The 21,491-nt window shown below is 44.2% G+C and carries 19 protein-coding genes; 7 read left to right on the forward strand and 12 right to left on the reverse strand.

Features of this window, described 5'->3' with window-relative positions; genetic code table 11:
- Positions 1–19 precede the first annotated feature (19 nt).
- Positions 20–1,027, forward strand: coding sequence for an ABC transporter substrate-binding protein (locus tag AK822_RS06545; protein ID WP_087945580.1), 1,008 nt, complete (start codon positions 20–22; stop codon positions 1,025–1,027).
- Entirely contained in the window at positions 1,024–3,192 is a 2,169-nt protein-coding gene (gene fhuB / locus AK822_RS06550) for a Fe(3+)-hydroxamate ABC transporter permease FhuB (protein ID WP_228139074.1), read from the forward strand. The genes AK822_RS06545 and fhuB overlap by 4 nt, the downstream gene beginning before the upstream one ends.
- Positions 3,193–3,347: 155 nt before the next feature.
- Here fhuB and AK822_RS06555 read toward each other — a convergent pair whose 3' ends face one another.
- The gene (locus AK822_RS06555) at positions 3,348–3,698 is read right to left on the reverse strand and encodes a DUF3817 domain-containing protein (protein ID WP_060491008.1); all 351 of its coding nucleotides are present in this window, start codon (positions 3,696–3,698) and stop codon (positions 3,348–3,350) included.
- 186 nt (positions 3,699–3,884) lie between these two features.
- Between AK822_RS06555 and AK822_RS06560 the strand changes: the two genes are divergently transcribed.
- The 5 genes from AK822_RS06560 (at position 3,885) to AK822_RS06580 (ending at position 9,872) form a co-directional block, all read left to right on the forward strand.
- Positions 3,885–4,535 (forward strand): glutathione S-transferase, encoded by a 651-nt coding sequence (locus tag AK822_RS06560; RefSeq protein WP_087945694.1) that lies wholly within the window; start codon positions 3,885–3,887, stop codon positions 4,533–4,535.
- 467 nt (positions 4,536–5,002) lie between these two features.
- A complete protein-coding gene (locus AK822_RS06565) occupies positions 5,003–5,428 on the forward strand; it encodes a hypothetical protein (RefSeq protein WP_060491009.1) in 426 nt (141 codons plus the stop codon).
- Positions 5,429–5,451: 23 nt separating this feature from the next.
- On the forward strand, positions 5,452–5,622 hold the full coding sequence (locus AK822_RS15045; protein WP_205628065.1) for a phospholipase D-like domain-containing protein: 171 nt from the start codon (positions 5,452–5,454) through the stop codon (positions 5,620–5,622).
- A 554-nt stretch (positions 5,623–6,176) separates the two neighbouring features.
- Positions 6,177–7,319: a M14 family metallopeptidase gene (locus AK822_RS06575; protein ID WP_060491011.1), complete on the forward strand. Its 1,143-nt coding sequence runs from the start codon at positions 6,177–6,179 to the stop codon at positions 7,317–7,319.
- A gap of 456 nt (positions 7,320–7,775) precedes the next feature.
- Positions 7,776–9,872: an ESPR-type extended signal peptide-containing protein gene (locus AK822_RS06580; protein WP_060491012.1), complete on the forward strand. Its 2,097-nt coding sequence runs from the start codon at positions 7,776–7,778 to the stop codon at positions 9,870–9,872.
- Positions 9,873–10,204: 332 nt separating this feature from the next.
- Here the strand turns inward: AK822_RS06580 and AK822_RS06585 are convergent, their stop codons facing one another.
- From AK822_RS06585 to urtB, 11 genes are all read right to left on the reverse strand, one after another.
- Complete coding sequence (locus tag AK822_RS06585; protein ID WP_060491013.1) at positions 10,205–10,882, reverse strand: HupE/UreJ family protein; 678 nt, start codon at positions 10,880–10,882, stop codon at positions 10,205–10,207.
- A gap of 105 nt (positions 10,883–10,987) precedes the next feature.
- The gene (gene ureG, locus AK822_RS06590) at positions 10,988–11,641 is read right to left on the reverse strand and encodes an urease accessory protein UreG (protein WP_045454649.1); all 654 of its coding nucleotides are present in this window, start codon (positions 11,639–11,641) and stop codon (positions 10,988–10,990) included.
- A 38-nt stretch (positions 11,642–11,679) separates the two neighbouring features.
- Positions 11,680–12,495 (reverse strand): urease accessory protein UreF, encoded by an 816-nt coding sequence (locus AK822_RS06595; protein ID WP_060491014.1) that lies wholly within the window; start codon positions 12,493–12,495, stop codon positions 11,680–11,682.
- The gene (ureE, locus tag AK822_RS06600; RefSeq protein ID WP_060491015.1) at positions 12,488–13,099 is read right to left on the reverse strand and encodes an urease accessory protein UreE; all 612 of its coding nucleotides are present in this window, start codon (positions 13,097–13,099) and stop codon (positions 12,488–12,490) included. The genes AK822_RS06595 and ureE overlap by 8 nt, the downstream gene beginning before the upstream one ends.
- Positions 13,100–13,173: 74 nt before the next feature.
- The gene (ureC, locus tag AK822_RS06605) at positions 13,174–15,300 is read right to left on the reverse strand and encodes an urease subunit alpha (RefSeq protein ID WP_087945582.1); all 2,127 of its coding nucleotides are present in this window, start codon (positions 15,298–15,300) and stop codon (positions 13,174–13,176) included.
- Positions 15,301–15,374: 74 nt separating this feature from the next.
- A complete protein-coding gene (gene ureA / locus AK822_RS06610) occupies positions 15,375–15,677 on the reverse strand; it encodes an urease subunit gamma (RefSeq protein ID WP_010200554.1) in 303 nt (100 codons plus the stop codon).
- A gap of 164 nt (positions 15,678–15,841) precedes the next feature.
- The gene (locus tag AK822_RS06615; protein ID WP_060491016.1) at positions 15,842–16,831 is read right to left on the reverse strand and encodes an urease accessory protein UreD; all 990 of its coding nucleotides are present in this window, start codon (positions 16,829–16,831) and stop codon (positions 15,842–15,844) included.
- A 29-nt stretch (positions 16,832–16,860) separates the two neighbouring features.
- Positions 16,861–17,559 carry an urea ABC transporter ATP-binding subunit UrtE gene (gene urtE / locus AK822_RS06620; protein WP_060491017.1) on the reverse strand — a complete coding sequence of 233 codons (699 nt, stop codon included), beginning with the start codon at positions 17,557–17,559 and terminating at the stop codon, positions 16,861–16,863.
- A 63-nt stretch (positions 17,560–17,622) separates the two neighbouring features.
- Positions 17,623–18,579 carry an urea ABC transporter ATP-binding protein UrtD gene (urtD, locus tag AK822_RS06625; protein WP_087945583.1) on the reverse strand — a complete coding sequence of 319 codons (957 nt, stop codon included), beginning with the start codon at positions 18,577–18,579 and terminating at the stop codon, positions 17,623–17,625.
- A complete protein-coding gene (gene urtC / locus AK822_RS06630; protein WP_060491018.1) occupies positions 18,579–19,649 on the reverse strand; it encodes an urea ABC transporter permease subunit UrtC in 1,071 nt (356 codons plus the stop codon). The genes urtD and urtC overlap by 1 nt, the downstream gene beginning before the upstream one ends.
- 10 nt (positions 19,650–19,659) lie before the next feature.
- The gene (urtB, locus tag AK822_RS06635) at positions 19,660–21,465 is read right to left on the reverse strand and encodes an urea ABC transporter permease subunit UrtB (protein ID WP_060491019.1); all 1,806 of its coding nucleotides are present in this window, start codon (positions 21,463–21,465) and stop codon (positions 19,660–19,662) included.
- Positions 21,466–21,491 lie beyond the last annotated feature (26 nt).

Consider the following 21,491-nt stretch of genomic DNA (forward strand, 5'->3'; position numbering starts at 1 on the left):
GCGCAAAAGATAGGCCGCCATGTTTCCAGCTCTTTATAAATCTCTGTTCTCTTTAATAGCCATAAAACCTTTTATAAAAGCTGGCTCAAATCTCACTATCAGTAAATATAAGTGGTTGCCGCTTATAGCAAGCTTAACACTGAGCATGGTGCTGACGGCCTGTCACCAACCAATAACGTCACAAAAAGACGCTCAAGTGGGCAATGTAGATAACGCTAACATCAATATAGTCTCACCTGATTGGGGCAATGCGGCAACCTTGACCGCCATGGGTTACCCCCCGATAGCGACGGGTGATGTGAGGGTGTGGGACAGATGGGTAGGTACGCCTGAATTGCCAACCTCAATCATTGATTTGGGCATTCGCTATCAGCCTAATGCGGAATTGGTTGCCCAATTGCCTGTCGATTTGGTCGTCGATAACTTTTTTTATGAGCATGCCCGCAATCTCTATGGAGATGTGCCCTCTGAGTCAGTCATGTTCGCCGCCAAAGGTGATACTGCAACTTGGGCAGATTATACTGAGCCAACTCGTCAGTTGGGACAGCTAATTGATGAACCAGCCTTGGCTGAAAGCTATATTACAAAAAGTCAGACAGATATCAAACTGGCAAGTGAGCGTCTGCAGCAGCGCTATCCAAAAGTAAAGAGATTTGCCGTTGTGCAGTTTGCTGATGCCAATAACATGCGCATGTATGTCAAAAATAGTTTGTTTCAGCCCGTGCTAAAAGAGATGGGCAGAGAGCTGGATGTATTAGGCAAAGGCAATCAATGGGGGTTTGTCCCTATTCGAATGGGCGACTTGGCTCAATTGGATAATGAGACCTGCCTATTAATCATCGACCCTTTAAGCCCGATAACCCGAGCTGAGATTAAAGACAGTTTGGTTTGGCAGCGTCTAGGCTATGGCGATGAGCGCTGCGTGGGTGAGCTGCCGCCCATATGGATTTATGGTGGCATGTCGTCACTGGTCGGCTTAGCAAATAATTTATCAACAGTGACATTAAAAGGTGGGGCAGCATCATGACTATTAATACTGCCGCACAGACTCATCACTCTCATACCAATAATACTACTGATTATGTCAAACCTATGACTTCACTTGCAGCGTCTCAGTCGCCCACATTGAAAACACCATCAGAGCAACACTCTAAGCTCATGCAAAAACCTCCCAATCCAGCACCAAAATTACCTCGGAAATCACCTTCGGTATTTGCAGATACATGGCGCATCTGGGCAGTAATGATTATCCTTGTGGTGTTGTCAGTATGGAGCACGTGGGCATTAATCGCTCAGGAATGGACACGCCCACTCAGTGATTTGTTTATTCCAAGCTCGCAATTGGATATCATCAGTCTTGCGACACAGCTGCATATAGTGGCGACCAGTATAGTGGCGCTATTGGCAGGTGGTCTGCTTGGGGTTGTCAGTATTTTGCTACAGCAATTGGTCAAAAACCCATTGGCGTCAGACACCACATTGGGCGTCGGTGTTGGTGCGCAATTGGCCATGCTCATTGTGACCTTGTTTTTGCCAAGTTTAGCGATTTATGGCGGACTTTATGTGGCCTTTGTCGGCGCGCTTATTAGTATGGGACTGGTCTTTGTATTGTCAGCACCCAGTCGTTTTAATCCGCTCATTTTAATATTGGCAGGCTTGGTGGTAAACATTCTACTTGCCGCCGTTGCCAATGTCTTGGTATTGTTTTTTGCTGAACGTAGTAATGGCATGCTGTCATGGGCGGCGGGATTTTTGGCACAGAATAGCTGGCATACCAGTACGATGCTAGCGATAACGGCCGTCGTGATGGCGGTTGTCTGTTTACCTTTGTTAAAACCATTAACCTTGATGAGTCTCGATGACTCACAAGCCAAGCGCTTGGGCGTGCCGATTAACAGTATACGTGCATTGGTGGTGCTTATTGTGGCGGTCGTTACCGCTTTGGTGGTTAGCGAAGTTGGTCTAATCGGTTTTATCGGTCTTGGCGCTGCCAGTCTGGTTAATGCGTTGGGAGTTGCTTCTATTAGCAAACGTCTGCTTGCAGCCTTTGTCTTAGGGGCGCTGCTTTTATGGTTGACTAGCAATGTTGCTTTATTACTCGAACCCATACTAAATATGCAAATTCCAGCAGGGGCGATGACGGGTATTCTCGGTGCACCACTGATTATTTGGCTGATTTTGCGTCAGCGCCGCGAGCGGATAGAAACAGTGACTCCAATGCTAACGGGCAAGCATGCACCTGTGGCATGGTGGCGCTGGACTCTTGGCGTGGTAATGATAATTATGCTTGCCTGTCTTTTTGTCCAAGACGTCAGTGGCTGGGGACTAAGTACCGATTGGGCGATCACCCAGCAGTATCGGCTACCGCGCAGTTTGAGCGCTGCGGCAACAGGTCTGATGTTGGCCATCGCTGGTGTATTATTGCAAACGCTCACCCGCAACCCGATGGCAAGTCCAGAAGTATTGGGTGTGAGCTCGGGCGCGGCGCTTGGGGTTATCTTAGGGTTTTTACTGTTACCAAGCTTAGGACTATCTGCCGGAGCTGGTACTTTATTAATCTCAGGACTATCAGGAGCAATGGCTGTATTATTGCTGGTTATTTGGCTGGCACGTAAGGTAAGCTCTGGCTATCTATTACTGGTCGGTATTGGTATTGCCGCGATGATGGATGGGGTGATGCACATGGTCAAGCTGTCTGGCGATCCACGCCTAGAAGCGATGCTTAGCTGGTTGTCTGGAACCACTTATAGCGCTCAACCTAGCACCGTGTGGTATCTTATCGGCATTGCTCTCATCTTATTCACCCTCAGCTTACTGCTTATCAAACCCTTAAGAGTGCTTGGTTTGGGTACAGGGGTCGCTCGTAATTTAGGGGTGGCAGTGACACCAGTGACACTCGCGTTATTGGTGTTGGTGGCGGCGCTAAGTACTGCCAGTACGCTTGCGGTTGGGCCATTGAGCTTTATTGGTCTAATGGTGCCACATTTGGCGACGTCACTTGGTGCGGTAAGGCTTGAGCGCCAATTGCCATTAGCGGCTTTGTTAGGCGCAGGGGTGATGGTAATAGCAGACTGGATTGGGCGTTATGTCATTTTCCCTTATGAGCTGCCTGCGGGTACGATTGCGGCTATCATTGGTGGTGCGTACTTTTTATGGCTGATTCGTAAAGTGCCAGTCGCAGTAAGTGGATAGTTTTTATAGGAAAATTAATGACTGACGAATAACTATAATCAGCCATCATGATCAGTCATTAATACATACCGTCCAGCGCTTAAATAGCGCTATATCTTAAAATCACCAATGTTCGTCATATTCAGTAAGTCATTTGACATTACTTTGAAGGGGTTTTAAGCTTTTTTATTCAAGCTCTTTTTTAATAAATGATCGAATATAAACGGACCAAGGGGCAAAAAGGATCCGAGTACCCCTGCTGGCATCGCCCAAAGCGGCATTTTTATTTTGGTAGTGGCTATCAACAGCATTAAAATATACGCGATGAACAATCCGCCATGAGCCATCCCTATGTAGGTGACCGCTTCTGCAATACCCATCATGTACTTTAAGGGCATGGCGATGCAAAGTAGTAATAAAAAGGACGTGCCTTCCAAGTAACCCATGATCGTAAGAATCTTTAATACAGAGTTCTGATCTTTTGTGAGATTAGGTGTTTCTGTGATAGTTGTCTGAGCCTGCGACACTATATCTTCCTTTTGTTTATAATAAATAAGGTAAAGGTTTTTCAATGCCGCTATGATACTGGCTTTGTTCAATGCTTTGAAGTATTAATTTTACCAACCCTTAATAGAGATCAGTAACGAAACTAAATGACTCTTGATGTCAGTGACTCTAAGGCTACTGATCTCGTTTTAACTGTGAAAAAATATATGACTGCTTACTCCCTTTCTTGTCTTTACTCTTTTCGTCGCTGTCCTTATGCCATGCGCGCGCGTCTCGGCCTGTTGTTTGCCGAGTTGCCAGTAGAGCTACGGGAGATCACCTTAAAAAACAAACCTGCCAAAATGCTAGCGATTAGCCCAAAAGGCACCGTGCCCGTTTTACAGCTCGCTGATGGTGTTGTGATTGAAGAGAGTCGGGAAATAATGGAGTGGGCGCTTGAACAGCAAGATCCACAAGAGCTGATGAACCCTAAGACTTTGTATCAAGGTAATACGTTAATTGAGCAAAACGATCAGGAGTTTAAGCATTGGCTAGATCGCTATAAATATGCTGACCGTCATCTTGAAATGACCCAAACAGAATATCGGCAAAAAGGTGAAGCATTTCTACAGACTTTAGAAGCACTGCTTACTAAAAATACTTATTTGCTAGGAGACAGTGTGACCATTGCCGATATCAGTATTATGCCATTTGTCCGCCAATTTGCTCATGTAGATCGCGACGTTTTTTACAGTTTGCCTTATCCGAAGCTGCAAATATGGCTAAAAAACTGGCTAGTGCATCCATTATTTATACAAGCCATGACCAAGTTTCAACCTTGGCAAGATGGCGATGAGCCAGTGATTTTCCCTTCTTAGTAAAAGTAGCTCATTCTTTGCTTTGTAAATATTTCATCAATCTATTTTAGATATGTCCAGCACGAATCCACGCGTCATTAAACAATTCCTAATAGTGAGGGAGTTGTTTACCCTCATCATTTTGATAGACCTCAACAGTACTATTCTCAAAATAAATATCAATCTATGGCGGTTTGATAGCCGCTTTTCATAACCTTTGTATCAAAAGGGTTGAATGTCTATTGTGTACACTTGTACTCTTAGGTTAGAATGAACATAAGTGTATCATTATATAAATATTCTTGAGTGAGCTCAATTACGGATTGATTGGCATGGTTGTGAAAGTAACTTTTATACGAGTATGAATATAAGAGTGCGCAAACAACGAATCCACGTGCTAATTATAGTGACGCCGATGGCTTTGCTTTTTATACGCGATAACCACTTAATTCAACCCTAATCCCAACATTTACGAAGGACTGTTTGAAATGTTAAAAAGTGCCATTAAAGAGACTGAATTAGAAAAAATCGATATCATATTAGTAAAAAATATTTTAGAGATTGGTATTCAAGATGATTATGCTGACAAGATAGCGGCTGATTATATCGAGACGTTAGCCCGCGCAAAAAGTGATAAAAACAGTCTCTTATATAAATCATCTAAGGTAAAAGAGTGCTATAGACAGTCGGATCTGCATAAATCTATCAACCGTATTATTTATAAGATCGAGCCTTTAAGGGTTGCTATTATGTGTGAAGGCCTAGCATTGCAGCAGGCAGTGGCTGAAGGCAATAAAGAGATAGCAGATGAGATTATTAAGGTTGTCGTTAGAATGAAGCTAGAAAAAAGTAAGCTTGAGAAAAATCTTAGCGCACTTATGGGTAACGTAAAAAAGCTTCAGCTCGCTAGCTAATAAAATAACAACAAAGCAAGGCCATGCTTGAAAGTGGCGTCAGCCTTTTTGAGCTACGTAGCCAAGCTGCGTCTGGTGCACCCGCTGACCATCTAGGAGCGTTCAGATCGTCAAAAGCCAGCCTTCACGCAAAAACCTTTGCGGTAGATGGAAAGCGCATTTTTATTGGCTCGTTCAATTTTGACCCCCGTTAGACTGCTCTCAATACTGAAATGGGTTTAATGATAAACAGTGAACAGATGGCACAGAAACTGCACAAAGCATTTGACGAGGGCATGGTTGGTCTTACTTGGCGATTAGAGCAGCGTAATGGAAGGCTCGTCTGGATCGATTCCTATACTGGATCGATGAGCGTCTCGGAGCCTGGACAAAGTACCCTGCTTAACATTATCTTGACAGTAATAGGGTGGTTACCAGTTGAGTGGCTTTTGTAGCTATAGAGAATAGTACTATATATGATGAACAGTGCTATATGGGATTATGAGCTATAATATCCAAAATCTGACACATTCATTCAGCAATGTGATAAATATAAAAAATTAGCTAATGCTATGTCTGTCATAATGCTTGGAATGTTTTTACGTTCTTTTAATTAAAAAAAGCAGCGATGCTACAACTATTAATAATTATTTTTACTATTTTTTAAGATGATTTGTTAGCTTCTCTATCGTGCTTGTTTTTAATCGTTTATGCTCAAGTATTTTACAGATACTCACTAAGATATCTAAAAAACAATTAAGGAAAGTTTATGCATATCACTGCTAATTTCGATGCTGGTAATATTGAGGTTATTAATTTAGAAGATAAAAAAAATATCCAATTGGCTATTCGTCCGGACGTCGGTGGTGAGTTTTTTCAGTGGTTTAATTTTCGCCTGACAGGTCAGGTTGGCGAGCAATATGTGCTCAATATCATGAATGCAGGGGGTGCGGCATTTCCTGCAGGGTGGGAGAATTACCAAGCGGTGGCGTCGTACGATCGCGACTATTGGTTTCGTCTGCCAACTTCTTATAAAGACGGCAAACTAACCATAACGGCAGAGTTGGAATGTGAAACCATTCAAATTGCTTTTTTTGCCCCTTACAGTGATGAGCGTCATCAAGATTTATTAGCAGCGGTGCAAATGCATCCATTAGTGACGTTACAGCATTTGGGAGAAACCCTTGATAAGCGCGATTTAATCTTAGTCAAAATTAGTGATGGCGCTAGCAATAACGATGCGCCTAAACGCAATATTTGGATTACGGCACGTCAACATCCTGGTGAAACGATGGCCGAATGGTTGGTCGATGGTCTACTGCATAGCCTGTTAGATGGTGATAATGCCACGGGTAAATTATTATTAGATAAAGCTAACTTTTACATCGTGCCCAATATGAACCCAGATGGCAGCGTGAGAGGTCATTTGCGTACCAACGCAGTTGGTACTAACCTAAACCGTGCTTGGTCAAATCCAAGTTTGGAAACCAGCCCAGAAGTCTTTCATGTCATTAATAAAATGGAAGAGACGGGTGTTGATCTATTTTATGATGTGCACGGTGATGAAGAAATACCTTTTGTGTTCCTTGCTGGCTCGCAGGGTACACCAAATTATAGTGACCGCCTCGCACGTCTACGCGATAGATTCTCAGAAGTGTTAAAGATCGCCAGTGCCGACTTTCAGATGGAAGAGGGCTATGACGTTGATGCACCGGGTACTGCGAACATGACGCTTGCCACTCACTGGGTTGCCGAACGTTTTGACTGCCTTGCCAATACCTTGGAGATGCCATTTATAGACAACAATAATGTCCCCGATGCGGATACGGGTTGGTCACCAGAGCGCTCTATGAAATTAGGGGAAGCCTCATTAGTGGCTATGTTGGCGGTCGTGGATGATTTACGTGAGTGAATCATTTAGGTGGATTGTTTGGGTTATGAAATCAGTCCATCCACTCAAGGGTTACTTGTTCAACACTCTCTATGCCATTCCAAATTTCCTTAGATACGCCATCAGGTTGATCTGCTGCCAGACCTTGCGAGTGCCATAACGGCACTTGCAATCCTACCAGACGCGCTCACTCTTATCGATATAACAATCGTTATACTCACTGTGCAGTGAGCGTTTGGGTGGGTGAATCTTACTCATAACGCTATTTTCCCATAAAACTATCCCAGATTATTTTGCTTATCTAAGACAGCCCTGAAGATTAAATATCCTTTAATATAAATATACAGGTATGTTAGCTTTGTGCTTTAATAAATGACAGTTGTCATTTATGAGCATGGTTAATGTAAGTGGCATAGTAAGTGACATAGATAGCCTTGATTTTATCGACGATTAGTTTTTGGACTTATGGATCGAGCTATGAATAAAGTATTTAAAAAGATTTGGAGTCAATCACTAGGTTGTATAGTGGTGGTATCTGAAAATGCTAAGAGCGCTGGTAAGACCAGCGGCACGACTGGCACTATCGCCCAAATAGCTCGCTCAAATGACTATAAGATGTTGACCCTAAAAGGGCTTGCCTTCAGTATCGCAGCGATCAGTGGTTCGACAGTGTGGGCAGGCGTGGTATGCGTAACGGATCCTGTTTCTGGAGGAAGTACGGCAAGAGGTGCAATTGCACTAGCCTGTGGAATAAATAATGCAGCAGGCGGTATTAATAGTAGTGCCTTAGGTATTAACAATAAAGCTTCAAATGAAGCGACTAGTGCGCTAGGTTATGCAAATGAAGCAACAGGTAACTCTAGCAATGCAGTGGGGTTTTTCAATAAGTCCTCGGGTAGTTATAGCAGTGCGGTTGGTTATACTAATGCAGCATCAGGTGATTATAGTAGTGCGTTAGGCGCTAATAATGAAGCTTCAGTTGAGTACAGTAGTGCCGTTGGTTATAACAATACCGCATCGCGTATCAATAGCAGTGCGATAGGATCTAATAATATCGCCTCAGAGGGTTATAGTAGTGCATTTGGTTATAACAACACGGCATCGAACATAAATAGCAGTGCAATTGGCTATAAAAATACCGCCTCGAATGTAAATAGCAGTGCCGTCGGTTATAATAATACAGCATCAGGTGAAGACAGTAGTGCCATCGGTTTTGAAAATACATCAGAGGGTGACTACAGTGTTGCAGTTGGTTATCAGAATACCGCATCAGGTACAGACAGCAGCGTGTTTGGCAGTAATAGCCAAGCAACTGCGACAGGCGCAACCGCCATCGGTAGTTTCTCCATTGCAGATGAAAGAGATACGATTTCAGTTGGTAGCAAGGGTTTCGAAAAACGTATCACTAACGTGGCAGATGCAACAAATGATACAGATGCGGTAAATAAACGATATACCGACGACAAAGCAACCGAGACTTTAACTGCCTCCAAAGGCTATACCGACGACAAAGCAACCGAGACTTTGACTGCATCGAAAGGTTATACCGACGACAAAGCAACCGAGACTTTGACTGCATCGAAAGGTTATACCGACGACAAAGCAACCGAGACTTTGACCGCCTCCAAAGGTTATACCGACGGCAAAGCAACCGAGACTTTAACCGCATCGAAAGGCTACACCGATGGCAAAGCCACCGAGACTCTAGCATTGTCACAAAGTTATACAAATGATCAGGTGCTAATCGTTAAACAGGACATTGCTGCACAGCATAAATACCTAAGCATCAATGGTGGTACGTCTGCAGAAGCGATTGCTAGTGGAGACAACGCAATGGCTTTAGGCGCTAACGCGGCGGCGCAGGGCAAGCAATCTATTGCAATGGGAGATGGTGCTCAAGCAATCGGCGAGCAAGCTATCAGCATTGGCACTGGTAATAAAGTGACTGGAAATCATTCAGGTGCGATTGGCGATCCAAGTACGGTCAGTGGCAATAACAGCTATAGTATGGGCAATAATAATACCGTGTCTGGCGACAATACTTTTGTGCTCGGTAATAATGTCAATACTACTGCAAAAAACGCCGTGGTACTCGGCAATGACTCTAGCTCTAACCGTGAAAACACAGTGTCGGTTGGTTCGGATCTTAACCAGCGTCAGATTATCAATGTTGCTAATGGTACCGCTGATAATGACGCAGTCAATGTCAGTCAGTTACAAGACGCAAAAACAAGCGCTATCGAAACCTCGAACACTTATACTGATACTAAATTTAATGCTCTAAATGACTCTATTCACAATTATCTGCAAGACAATGGACAGCGTTTTAAGGAAATTGATGATCGTTTTGATCGTCAAGGTGCGATGAGTGCTGCGATGTTAAACATGGCAACCAGCACGTCAGGTCTACAAGGTAAGAACCGTATAGGCGTGGGCGCAGGTTTTCAGGGTTCTGAGCAAGCGGTTTCCTTAGGATATCAGCGTGTCATTAATCCCAATACCAGCTTTAGTCTCGGTGGTGCTTTCACAAAAGATGAGAACTCTGGTGGCATGGGTATGGGCTTTAGCTGGTAAGCATTGAGTAAACCAAAAGCCAGAAAAAGGACATTAATTTGTCCTTTTTCTCTGATGACCATTTTTACTTATTATCTAAAGCTTCTTATAGCCCAAACCTTTTTGAATGCTAATCCTGCTGTGAGCTAAGCGGTCGCTTGAGCGGCCTTATTTCTTTAAGAGTTTCTTTAAGAGCTGTCATAAGCTCAGGGGCATAAGGCAATTTATATAATGTCACCTGCGTGCATTTTGGTAAGTATGGCATCAATACTCATTGTTATGATAGATCGCTGCACAGCCAGCCACTTCAACTTACTACCGTGTTAAACAACTCTGTGTATAAATTAACAAAGTTACCCTAACAGCACACCGCATAAACCGACAACAGCTATAACACGTTGAATAATCAAACTGTCTTGCAGGTGAGTGTTTAGATAAGTGGCAAATCCTTTGCCGATAGTATATAGACCTAGCATGGCAACAATCATACCCGTAAAGAAGCCAGCGGTATTACTGTTTGCAGGCACTTCGATTGCATGAGCTGCACCGTGGAACATAGCAAGCGCACCAAAGCCAATGATTAAGAATTTATACACAGTTTTGACGGACATCTCGTGGCTTTGATTCAATGCCACATTAAAGTAGCGGCTCATAAGTGCCATGGTCAGGAGTACGATGGAGAGTAGAATGCCGTATTCAATAAACAGGCTGTTCAAGCTCACACTTAAACTCAGTACAAATCCTGTTACTAGACCAATTAACAGTGCTACAAAGCCTTTTTTAAAGCTGTGCATTTGAGTAAATAGCATGCCCATGCCCAGCGCTAACATCAGATGGTCGAACCCAGTCAAAGGGTGCAATATACCAGACAATATTGAAAGGCTAAATGAGCCATCCGCTGCCATCAAGCCATGCCCAGGGTGAGCAAATGCGAGTGTTGGTAGCAACGATAACAGTGCTAAGCTACTGATTATGGTGGTTTTTTGGAAGATATTTTTGCGTATCATCGTTTTGGCTGTGTCTGTTGTCATGATAAATCCTTAATAAATAAACAAATCGATATAAAAAATGACTGATAATCCACTGATCCATCAGCGGTTTGTAGAGCACTTATTGATGCCATTACCTAAGGCATTCTACGCCACACTTAACATGCCTTTATCTAAGATAAAAGCAACAATGTCATCAAGACCTTCGCCTGTTTTCATGTTACTAAATACCACCGGCTTATCACCGCGCATTTTTTTGGCATCATGTGCCATCACCTCAAGTGACGCGCCTACGAAAGGGGCAAGGTCGGTTTTATTGATAATGAGTAAGTCCGATTTCATGATACCAGGGCCGCCTTTACGAGGAATTTTATCGCCTGCAGACACGTCAATGACATATAGTGTCAAGTCGGACAATTCAGGGCTAAAAGTTGCTGCCAAATTATCACCACCAGACTCGATGATAATAAGCTCAAGACCTGCAAATTGCTGCTGTAATTCGGCGATGGCAGATAAGTTAATTGAGGCATCTTCACGGATGGCAGTATGCGGGCAGCCACCGGTTTCAACACCGCGAATGCGCTCAGCTGGCATCGCCTCATTGCGGGTTAAAAATTCAGAGTCTTCTTTGGTATAAATATCATTAGTTACCACGGCCATATTAATATCATCCCGCAGGCGTTGACATAGTCTCAGCGTCAATGCCGTTTTTCCTGAGCCTACAGGGCCGCCAATGCCTAAACGTAGCGGAGAGAGCGTCGTTTCTAAATTTTTGTTTTCGACTTTGGGTGTTAGTGCCATAGATAAAGTTCCTTGATGAGAGTTGTGTTTATTAGCGATTAAGAGCGAAATAGGCGGCTGTATTGCCTTTCATGCTGACAAGACAGTATGGCTAAATTTGGTAGGTTGGCGGACATATGTAGCTGTTGATAGAGAAGATTTAGCTTAAATGTTGTTATATCAGAGCAATCAGTCATTAACGCCATATGTTGAACGTGCGAAAATTTTTGCTGGACGTTAGCAGCCAGTGGCTGTATTTGCTGACTTAATAACTGTTGCAGCTGCCAAATGATGCGCTGTCCTGCCATTTGTCCAAGCGGTACGGTTTTGACCGCAGCCAGCACCATATTTTCGATTTGACCAAAGGCGTAGGTGGTCATGGCTTGTACAGGGTTAAATTGCCAGTGCGAGCTAATATGGGCAAACAGTGGCAAAAACCCATGAGCGAGTAAGCTATCAGGCACATTAAGCTCAAGAACATTATCTAGCCATGCGGATAAAGACAGCGCCAATTGACTTGACTCATAGACGAACTCTTTGGTTTCGCGGCTAGCGTGATAATCGGCACCTAAAGCATCAGTCAGCGCCACATCATTAATCATAATTGCCTCTATCATCAGCGCCAGTAGCGGTAGCTCATAACGACACAATGCCAGCTCCAAATAGTCACTCATAAACGCTAAACCACTGCTTTCGTCGTGAATGAGCCCTGACTCGATAGCAGGCTCTATGCCTTGCGAGTAGGTATAACTGCCAATAGGTAGGTTGCTTGACGCCAGCATGAGCAAACGTCCAGTTACCTCTGTATTATTCAGATCATTTATACCTTGTGCGGTACTGGCAGGATGCTGGGAGTGCGTGGCGTGATTAGTCATGAGTATGCTCATGATTACGGCTACGGCTATGGCTATGGCTATGGCTGTGAGCGTCAGAGTGATTGTGCTGATGGTTACCGCTATGTTCATGACTGTGACTGTGATCACGATTGTGGCTATGAGAGTGAGAATGTCCGCCGTGCTCACCTTTATACGCACCCGTTTCTGGCTCAAATGGCGCTTGTACGGCTTGGGTATGTAGGCCAAGTTGATTTAACATCGCTTCTAAAACATGATCAGGCTCAAAGTACAGTGCATTAGGTGTCAGCATTAAAGGAACATGGCGGTTGCCTAAATGGTAAGCGCCTTTCATAAGGTCAAAGCCATTATCAGCGGTTACTTCTATCAAAGCTTGCTTAGCAGCTATTATTTGTATCAAGTTGCCTTGATGGTCTGCCAGCACACTGCCATTCTTAATGGTTTCCGTACGTGGCAAATCGACACCAATGGTATCTTGGTGCTGTGTTTCTGCTTTAAAACGGCTACGCTGACGGGTGTCGAAATCTAAATATAAAAAGTTTTCTGCCTGTTTTTGCCTATCAATAATTGCTTGTTGTTCAGCGCTAAGGGTTGATAGATCAAGACGTTGCGTATAAATGTTCATAATTATGTTTATAGTCCGTTAAAGTAGATGGTTGACAGCTGATGGTAGATTATCAGCACGACAATAAAAAGTAGCTAGAATAAAAAATAGCGCTGTGCCATCGGTAGATAGTCGGCAGGCTCACAGGTCAACAGCTCACCATCGGCGTACACTTCATAGGTTTCTGGGTTAACCTCCATCTTAGGACAGTAGCTATTAAACTTCATGTCTTGTTTACGTACCTTACGAATGTTGTGTACCGCTTTAATGACCTTTTCTAGTCCTAATTGCCTATCAACACCCTTATCAATAGCCGCACTTGACATAAAGGTGATGCAAGTCTGCGCTACTGTCTTGGGGAAGCTACCAAACAGACTGCGATAGTGCACAGGCTGCGGGGTTGAAATGGAAGCATTGAGGTCACCCATGGACGCTGCCGCAATCAAGCCGCCTTTAATAATAAGGTCGGGCTTTACGCCAAAAAATGCCGGCGACCATAAAATTAAATCCGCCCATTTATCTACTTCAATGGATCCCACTTCGTCACTAATGCCATGAGTGATGGCAGGGTTGATGGTGTATTTTGCGAGGTAGCGTTTGATACGAAAATTATCATTGCTGCTATCAGAGTCCGTAGGACTGAGCATGATATTTTCTAATGCTTGCTCAGTTTTAGCTGATTGATCAGGAGCCAGATGACCACGTTGGGCTTTCATTTTATCAGCCGTTTGCCACGTGCGAATAATGACTTCTCCCACGCGTCCCATCGCTTGCGAATCACTACTCATCATGGAGATGGCACCCATGTCTTGTAAAATATCTTCGGCGGCAATGGTTTCTTTACGAATACGACTTTCTGCAAAAGCGACATCTTCAGCAATGGCTGGGCTTAAATGGTGACAAACCATGAGCATGTCGAGATGCTCGTCAATGGTATTAATGGTGAAAGGGCGCGTCGGGTTGGTTGATGAGGGTAAAACATTGGTTTCGCCAATAGCTTTTAAGATATCTGGGGCATGACCGCCGCCAGCGCCTTCGGTATGGAAGGTGTGAATACAGCGGTCTTTAAACGCGCCTAGAGTGCTATCTAAATAGCCGCTTTCATTTAACGTATCAGTATGAATCGCCACTTGCACATCATATTCTTCAGCCACGCTAAGGCAGTTATCAATGGCTTTGGGCGTGGAGCCCCAGTCTTCATGAAGCTTAAGCCCGATAGCACCCGCTTCAATCTGCTCTACAATGGGGGCAGATAAACTGACGTTGCCTTTACCCAAGAATCCGATGTTCATCGGAATAGCATCAGTGGCTTTTAGCATGCTGTGAATATGATAAGCACCAGGCGTACAAGTGGTGGCAAGAGTACCTTCAGCAGGTCCCGTACCACCGCCTAACATCGTGGTTACACCAGACATCAATGCCGTCTCACACTGCTGCGGTGCAATGAAGTGAATATGGCTATCGATCCCACCAGCAGTTAATATTTTACCTTCTCCTGCGATAATTTCGGTAGCAGCGCCAATAGGTAACGTCACATTAGGCTGAATATCAGGGTTGCCAGCTTTACCAATGCCACTGATACGACCCTCTTTGATAGCGACATCTGCCTTATAGATACCGCTGTAGTCCACAATCAAAGCATTGGTAATAATAGTATCGGCAACTTGCTCACCCAGCAGCTGTGATTGACCCATCCCATCGCGGATTACCTTGCCGCCACCAAATTTGACCTCTTCACCAATGCTAACGCTATCAGTATGCTGGTCACTGTGACTGGTCAAGTCATATTCAACTTCAAGCCATAAATTTGTATCTGCCAAGCGTACTTTGTCCCCTGTGGTAGGGCCAAAATGTTCGGCGTAAATACGTCGGTCAATGCGTTTTTTCGAGGTGTTTTGAGAGGTTTTAGGGTCTACAGCGCCCATAACTTTGCCCGAAAAACCATAAATGTGCTGTCTACCTGAGATGGCAACCAGTTCCACTTCGCGCGCTTGTCCTGGCTCAAAACGTACCGCAGTGCCAGATAGGATATTGAGTCGATAGCCAAGCGTCGACTCTCGATCAAAGCTCAGTGCTACATTGACTTCATAGAAGTGATAGTGAGAACCGATTTGAATAGGGCGGTCGCCGGTATTGATTACCGTTATGTTTTGAACATATCGACCAGCATTCAAAGCCATATCGCCTGCTTTAATATTATATTCGCCTGCTTTTATCGTCATTTTTGTTATCCTTAATCGTCTTATGGCAATGGCTCTCGTTCAATATCGTTTTATACGGCTTTATAGCAAGTAAGCTACACGATGGGGTTATGTACCGTCACCAGCTTAGTGCCATCAGGAAAAGTGGCTTCAACTTGGACATCATGTATCATCTCTGCGATGCCTTCCATGACGTCATCGGCAGAAAGATAAGTGGCTCCTTCACTCATCAGTTGTGCCACGGTTTTGCCATCACGCGCGCCTTCCATTAGTAACATGCTAATGTAAGCGATAGACTCAGGATAATTGAGCTTGACGCCGCGGTTTTTACGACGTTCCGCCACCATGCCTGCGGTAAATAGTAAAAGTTTATCTTTTTCGGTAGGATTTAATTGCATAAAGCTTCCTTAATAATTATTGTGCTTTAAAGGCTATGATTCGTCTTTAATCTTTATAAAGTAAATAGGCTAAGTTAAATGTACTAAGTTAAATGTACTAAGTATAGTTATTCTGGTTTGATTCAGCACTGTTTAAGGATGAGATTAAGTCGGAGCACATGATATTAAGTGTCCCAAATCCTTGGTCGATGAGGCTCAAGTGCGTACCATTTAGACCTGATAAGCTCGCGAATTTGGTAAAAAGCCTCAAAGCAAGCGCGCACATCTGCTCCTAAATAACGGCAGTTGATACCTTGAAAATTGTGAGTACAGTGAATAGGTAGTGACTGCTGATCAATGAGATGGCGTAGATCGGTAATAGTGGCATCTAAATATTGGCCGAGCTTGAGCGGATTATTCTGTAACTCAGGCGCAATGACCTCTGTGCTAGGTATTGCCCAAAAAGAGCCATGCACATGTTGATTATTCAGTCCTAATGGTGAGATAAACCAGCGCGCATTTGCTTGCTGGGAGGTACATTCATTAACCAATAAATTGCCCTCACGCCATATCTCTAAGCGGTTAACATAATGACCATTAGCAAACGTCTCTTGATACGCTTGACGTCCAAATACCGCAATATCCCAAGTCAACAAACTTGCTGTCTTAGCTAAATAAAAGCGGTTGTTCGCATTAGAGTTGGAATAATCGTAATAGATGCTTTCTTGGGGTAGCCATTCTAGGACAGCGTGGTCATCGAGGCGGGCGTCGATATGCTGTTCTGCGCTGACAACATCATTAAAATAGTCGTTAGAAGTGTTGCTGTTTGCCGATTGAGTGCCGTTGTTAAATTTTGATGAGTAGCTGGGTCTAGAGGAACGCAACGATTTGCGTTGCCCGTACCATTTACCGGCTCCAGGGGTGGTAATCACCGCATGGCTGTTAGATTGTAGATCAAATTCCAATGTTAAGCGGTCATCATCAGCAATACCAGCAGGAGGATACAATACATAAATATGGCAAATCCCTGCTTGGCTGTTATCAGTACTATCAGGCTCAGGATACAGAGCGCGCTGCACCATGAGTGCGCCAGTATGGGCACGATGATACAGCCGAGTTTTTGCAGCATTAGAGGCGCAGTCGAAATGGAGCTGTAGTGAGGATTGCCAAATCAAAATTGTGTTCCCTTTTAGAAAGTGTCCTTTTAGATTGCCACCAACTCTTGAATATTGTTTTTTGCCATGTCACATCCAGCCCCTTGAGCTACCACTTGTCCTCTAGAAAGCACGGTATAGTTATCGGCAAGCTCTTCTGCAAATTCATAAAACTGCTCGACTAAAACAATTGCCATATCACCTTTAATAGCAAGACTACGAATGACTCTACCAATGTCTTTAATAATGGACGGTTGGATACCTTCAGTCGGCTCATCAAGTACTAGTACTCGAGGCTCTGATGCAAGCGCACGAGCAATAGCGAGCTGCTGCTGCTGACCGCCTGATAGATCGCCACCGCGGCGATGCTTCATTTCGTCCAGCACTGGAAATATATCATATAAGTGTTTGGGTACTTTACTTGCTTTACGTTGAGAGAATTTCGCCATTCCAATCAGAATGTTTTCTTCAACGGTTAAGGTGGAAAAGATATCGCGTCCTTGCGGCACATAAGCGAGTCCTGCGCGCACACGCTGCTCAGGCGTCATCTGACTAATATCCTTACCGTCTAATAAAATCTCACCTGATTTTATTGGTAGGATGCCCATCAAGCATTTAAGCAAGGTGGTTTTACCGACGCCATTACGACCCAGTACCACGCTACATTCTCCTACAGGGGCGGCGAGGGTGACATCACGTAAAATGTGACTGCCACCGTAATATTGATTTATGGCATTGATTTCTAACATATAAGCACCTCTATTTTTTAGGTCTATTTCTAAGTGTTACTATTTGTTATCGACCTGAGCTTATTACCGACCCAAATAGGTCTCAATAACGGCCTCATTATTCTGTACTTCACTCAACGTGCCTTCAGCCAAAATAGCGCCATTTGCCAAAACCGTTACTTTCTCACTTATGGCATCAATAAAGGTCATGTCATGCTCAACCACGATCAAGGTGTGATTCTTTTTTAGGCGTAGACATAACTCAGCGGTATGTTCAGTTTCGGCATCGGTCATGCCTGCTACTGGTTCATCAAGTAAGATAAGTTTTGGTCTTTGCATCAGTAACATTCCAATCTCTAGCCACTGCTTTTGACCATGAGATAATAGTCCTGCTGGCTTGTTAATCAGCTCTTTTAGGCGTATTTGATCAAGCGTTGAGTCAAGGGTATCTTGGATTTCTGTGTCAATACGAGTAAACCAGCTCTTTGATACCCGTTTGTCCTTTGGCGCAGCCAGCATTAAGTTATCAAGTACGGTAAATTTCTCAAATACGGTAGGTTTTTGAAACTTACGGCCAATGCCTGCTTCCGCTATTTCTTCGGTAGATAGTTTGGCTAAATTATGTACTTGACCGAAAAATGCACTGCCTTTAGTGGGGCGCGTTTTACCCGTAATAACATCCATTAAAGTTGTTTTGCCTGCGCCATTAGGGCCGATGATGCAGCGTAGCTCGCCTGCCTCAATATATAAAGATAAATCATTGAGTGCGCGGAACGAGTCAAACCACACGCTAACGTCTTCTAAATACAGCGCAATACCATGTCTCATATCTGGCCCTGATTTGGGAACAGGATGCGCTAAGCCACCGCTATCTCCGTAATCTTCAGCCAAAGTAGTGACTGGTCGGGTAGGCGTGTTTTCTGCGACCGTTATGTGTGGTGTATTTTTAGATTTTTTCATTGGATTATTGATACTAGGATTGTTTTTAACAAGCGTATCGTTAGTAACTTTTTGGGAAGTAGCAGCATTAGTTATTAACATTATTCTTTTTCCTTTTTAAAACGATCAAGTACGCCAATGATGCCGTTAGGGAGAAATAAAGTAACCACCACAAATAATCCACCTAGAATAAGTAACCAAAACTCCGGATAGGCGACGGTAAAATACGTTTTAATCACATTAATTGTACCAGCGCCTACAATGGCACCGATTAATGAACCTCTACCTCCAGCAGCCACCCATACTGCCATCTCGATAGAGTTGACGGGGTTCATCTCACCTGGATTAATGATGCCAACTTGCGGTACATATAGAGCACCAGCGATACCAGCTATTATTGCAGACAATACCCAAGCTGAAAGCTTGTACCAAAGCGTGCGATAGCCTAGATATTGCAAGCGATTTTCACTATCACGGATGGCACCGAGTACACGCCCGTAAGGCTGGCTCATCAGATAGCGTAGTCCAAGATATGACAGTAGCAGCGCCAAAGCGGTCGTAAAGCACAGCAGAGTCCTCGTTGAAGAGGCCGTGATGTCATAACCTAATAGCGTCGTAAAACCTGTGAAGCCATTGTTACCACCAAAGCCTGTTTCGTTACGGAAAAACAGTAAAGCTGCCGCGTAGGTCATGGCCTGAGTAATAATCGAAAAATAAACGCCTTTAATTTTTGAGCGAAAAGCAAAATAGCCAAAGATAAAAGCGACCAGACCCGGAACTAATACCACTAAAGCCATTGCCCACCAGAAATGTTGAGTGCCTGCCCAATACCACGGCAATTCGGTCCAACTTAAGAAACGCATAAAATCTGGCAAGCCCGTACCAGCAGTTTCACGCGTCAAGTACATGCCAAAGGCATAACCTCCTAATGCAAAATAAAGACCATGACCTAAGCTTAGAATGCCGGCATAGCCCCAGACCAAGTCTAAAGCCAGTGCTACCATGGCGAGCGCCATTATTTTACCAATCAAAGTTATCCAGTAAGCAGACAGGTGAAAACTAGAGGTTTCAGGTAATAAATGGAGCCAAGGCAATATCAATAGCACTAAAAAACACAAACCAATCAGAATGGCATTACGTGGGGAGTCAGATAATAATTGAGTCAAACGCATGAGGTTCTCCTTAATCCACAAAACGGCCTTTGAGGGCGAATAAACCTTGTGGACGTTTTTGAATAAACAAAATCACAAGAACCAGTAACACAATCTTAGCCATCACAGCACCAATGCCAATCTCAAGCACCGTACCACTGACACCAAGACCTAAAGATGCCAATACCGCGCCCCATACTTGCCCAACACCGCCAACCACGACGACTAAGAACGCATCAATAATATAAGTTTGACCTAAGTCGGGTCCGACATTGCCTACTTGCGCCAAAGCACAGCCAGCGAGACCTGCGAGACCCGAGCCAAGTCCAAAAGCCAACATATCGATGCGAGCAGATGAGATACCAACTGCACGTGCCATTTGCCGGTTTTGAGTGACAGCGCGCACAAACAACCCAAAGCGAGTCTTGTTCAGTAAGTACACCAGTAGCATAAGAATAATGATGGTAAAGCCAATAATAGCGATACGATTGAAGGGAAGCACAAGGCTCGAGGAGACTTGATAGGCACCGCTCAACCAGTCGACATTGCTGACTTCGACGTTTTGCGCGCCAAATATCATCCGAACCAACTGCATGAGAATCAGACTGACACCGAAGGTTGCCAATAAGGTTTCAAGCTCACGACCATAAAGCGGGCGAATAATGATTCGTTCGATAACCATGCCAATAATGGCACTAACTAAAAAAGCAACGGGTATAGCAGCAACCAGATACCATCCAGTCATACTAGGAAAATACGCTTGAAAGAGATTTTGCACCATATAAGTGGCGTAAGCACCAATCATAATGAGCTCACCATGAGCCATATTGATGACCCCAAGCAGACCAAAGGTAATGGCAAGCCCTAATGCCGCGAGTAGTAAGATGCTTGCCGTACTAAGCCCTGTGAATAGATGACCGATCCAAGTACTGATGGTAATGCGCTGCTCAATACTATCCTCAGCGTCTAACAGCGCAGATTTGAGCACAGGATCGATATCATCTGCCGCCAATGCTTTTTTAACATCAACTAAGACTTGTGGGCTATCGCTATCAGCAAGCACGGTAAGCGCGGCAATTTGGGTAGTAACGTCGCCGTCTCTAAAATCAATCCTCGCTTGTAAAGTACTCAACGCCGTTTTGACGTCGTCGTCTTGCTCATTGGTGGCAGCAGTACTTATGAGTGCTGGATCTAGCTGTTCGATATTGTCCGCTAAGATGGCAACTGCTTGCACACGTTGCGTAGGATCGTTTGACTCAAGCTTAACCTTGGCTTGTCCAAATACTAAGGCTGAGCGTAGCGTATTGGTCAAAGTCACTTGCGCCAAGTCACTCGGCCACTCGGTGGTCAGCTGCTTAGCAGGATAAGTAAATAGCTCATCTTCGCTGTTAAGTAGATAAGTTTGCCCACCATTACCTTGGTATAGCTCATCGTTTTTTATCAGCTCAACTAAAGTATCCAAACTCTCCACTGACCCCGGCCACTGATTGAGCATGGTTTGGCGCTTGGTGAAGTCAGCAGCAACGAACTGCTCGATAGCATCCCCTTTACTTATCGCAAGATTAGCTGATGTTGTTAGAGACTGCTTGTTTTGAGCAAGCAAGGTGTCGTCTTGAGCAGGTAAGATCTCTTCACTTACAGCAGTGGATGTCGCTGCCACAGTATTACTAGATACTGCCTCATCGCGCTCGTGGCTGTGTACTGCTGGTGTCTCGTGAGCATGAGCAGCTGATGTGATAGCAATGAGAAGGAGTAAAGATAGTAAGGTGATGACAAAAGTCTTGTTAAAATAATTGGCTTGCGCGACACTTTTATAATAGGAAGGGTAATGTGACATGATGGTTCCTTTTTTGCAGTCAACAC

Origin of the sequence: Psychrobacter sp. P11F6, assembly GCF_001435295.1 — a bacterium.
In the GTDB taxonomy this organism is placed as follows: Bacteria; Pseudomonadota; Gammaproteobacteria; order Pseudomonadales; family Moraxellaceae; genus Psychrobacter.

Coding starts and splice junctions, on each gene's coding strand:
- AK822_RS06545 (WP_087945580.1), top strand. CDS start 20: ATGTTTCCAGCTCTTTATAAATCTCTGTTCTCTTTAATAGCCATAAAA.
- fhuB (WP_228139074.1), top strand. CDS start 1,024: ATGACTATTAATACTGCCGCACAGACTCATCACTCTCATACCAATAAT.
- AK822_RS06560 (WP_087945694.1), top strand. CDS start 3,885: ATGACTGCTTACTCCCTTTCTTGTCTTTACTCTTTTCGTCGCTGTCCT.
- AK822_RS06565 (WP_060491009.1), top strand. CDS start 5,003: ATGTTAAAAAGTGCCATTAAAGAGACTGAATTAGAAAAAATCGATATC.
- AK822_RS15045 (WP_205628065.1), top strand. CDS start 5,452: ATGCTTGAAAGTGGCGTCAGCCTTTTTGAGCTACGTAGCCAAGCTGCG.
- AK822_RS06575 (WP_060491011.1), top strand. CDS start 6,177: ATGCATATCACTGCTAATTTCGATGCTGGTAATATTGAGGTTATTAAT.
- AK822_RS06580 (WP_060491012.1), top strand. CDS start 7,776: ATGAATAAAGTATTTAAAAAGATTTGGAGTCAATCACTAGGTTGTATA.
- AK822_RS06585 (WP_060491013.1), bottom strand. CDS start 10,882: ATGACAACAGACACAGCCAAAACGATGATACGCAAAAATATCTTCCAA.
- ureG (WP_045454649.1), bottom strand. CDS start 11,641: ATGGCACTAACACCCAAAGTCGAAAACAAAAATTTAGAAACGACGCTC.
- AK822_RS06595 (WP_060491014.1), bottom strand. CDS start 12,495: ATGACTAATCACGCCACGCACTCCCAGCATCCTGCCAGTACCGCACAA.
- ureE (WP_060491015.1), bottom strand. CDS start 13,099: ATGAACATTTATACGCAACGTCTTGATCTATCAACCCTTAGCGCTGAA.
- ureC (WP_087945582.1), bottom strand. CDS start 15,300: ATGACGATAAAAGCAGGCGAATATAATATTAAAGCAGGCGATATGGCT.
- ureA (WP_010200554.1), bottom strand. CDS start 15,677: ATGCAATTAAATCCTACCGAAAAAGATAAACTTTTACTATTTACCGCA.
- urtE (WP_060491017.1), bottom strand. CDS start 17,559: ATGTTAGAAATCAATGCCATAAATCAATATTACGGTGGCAGTCACATT.
- urtD (WP_087945583.1), bottom strand. CDS start 18,579: ATGTTAATAACTAATGCTGCTACTTCCCAAAAAGTTACTAACGATACG.
- urtC (WP_060491018.1), bottom strand. CDS start 19,649: ATGCGTTTGACTCAATTATTATCTGACTCCCCACGTAATGCCATTCTG.
- urtB (WP_060491019.1), bottom strand. CDS start 21,465: ATGTCACATTACCCTTCCTATTATAAAAGTGTCGCGCAAGCCAATTAT.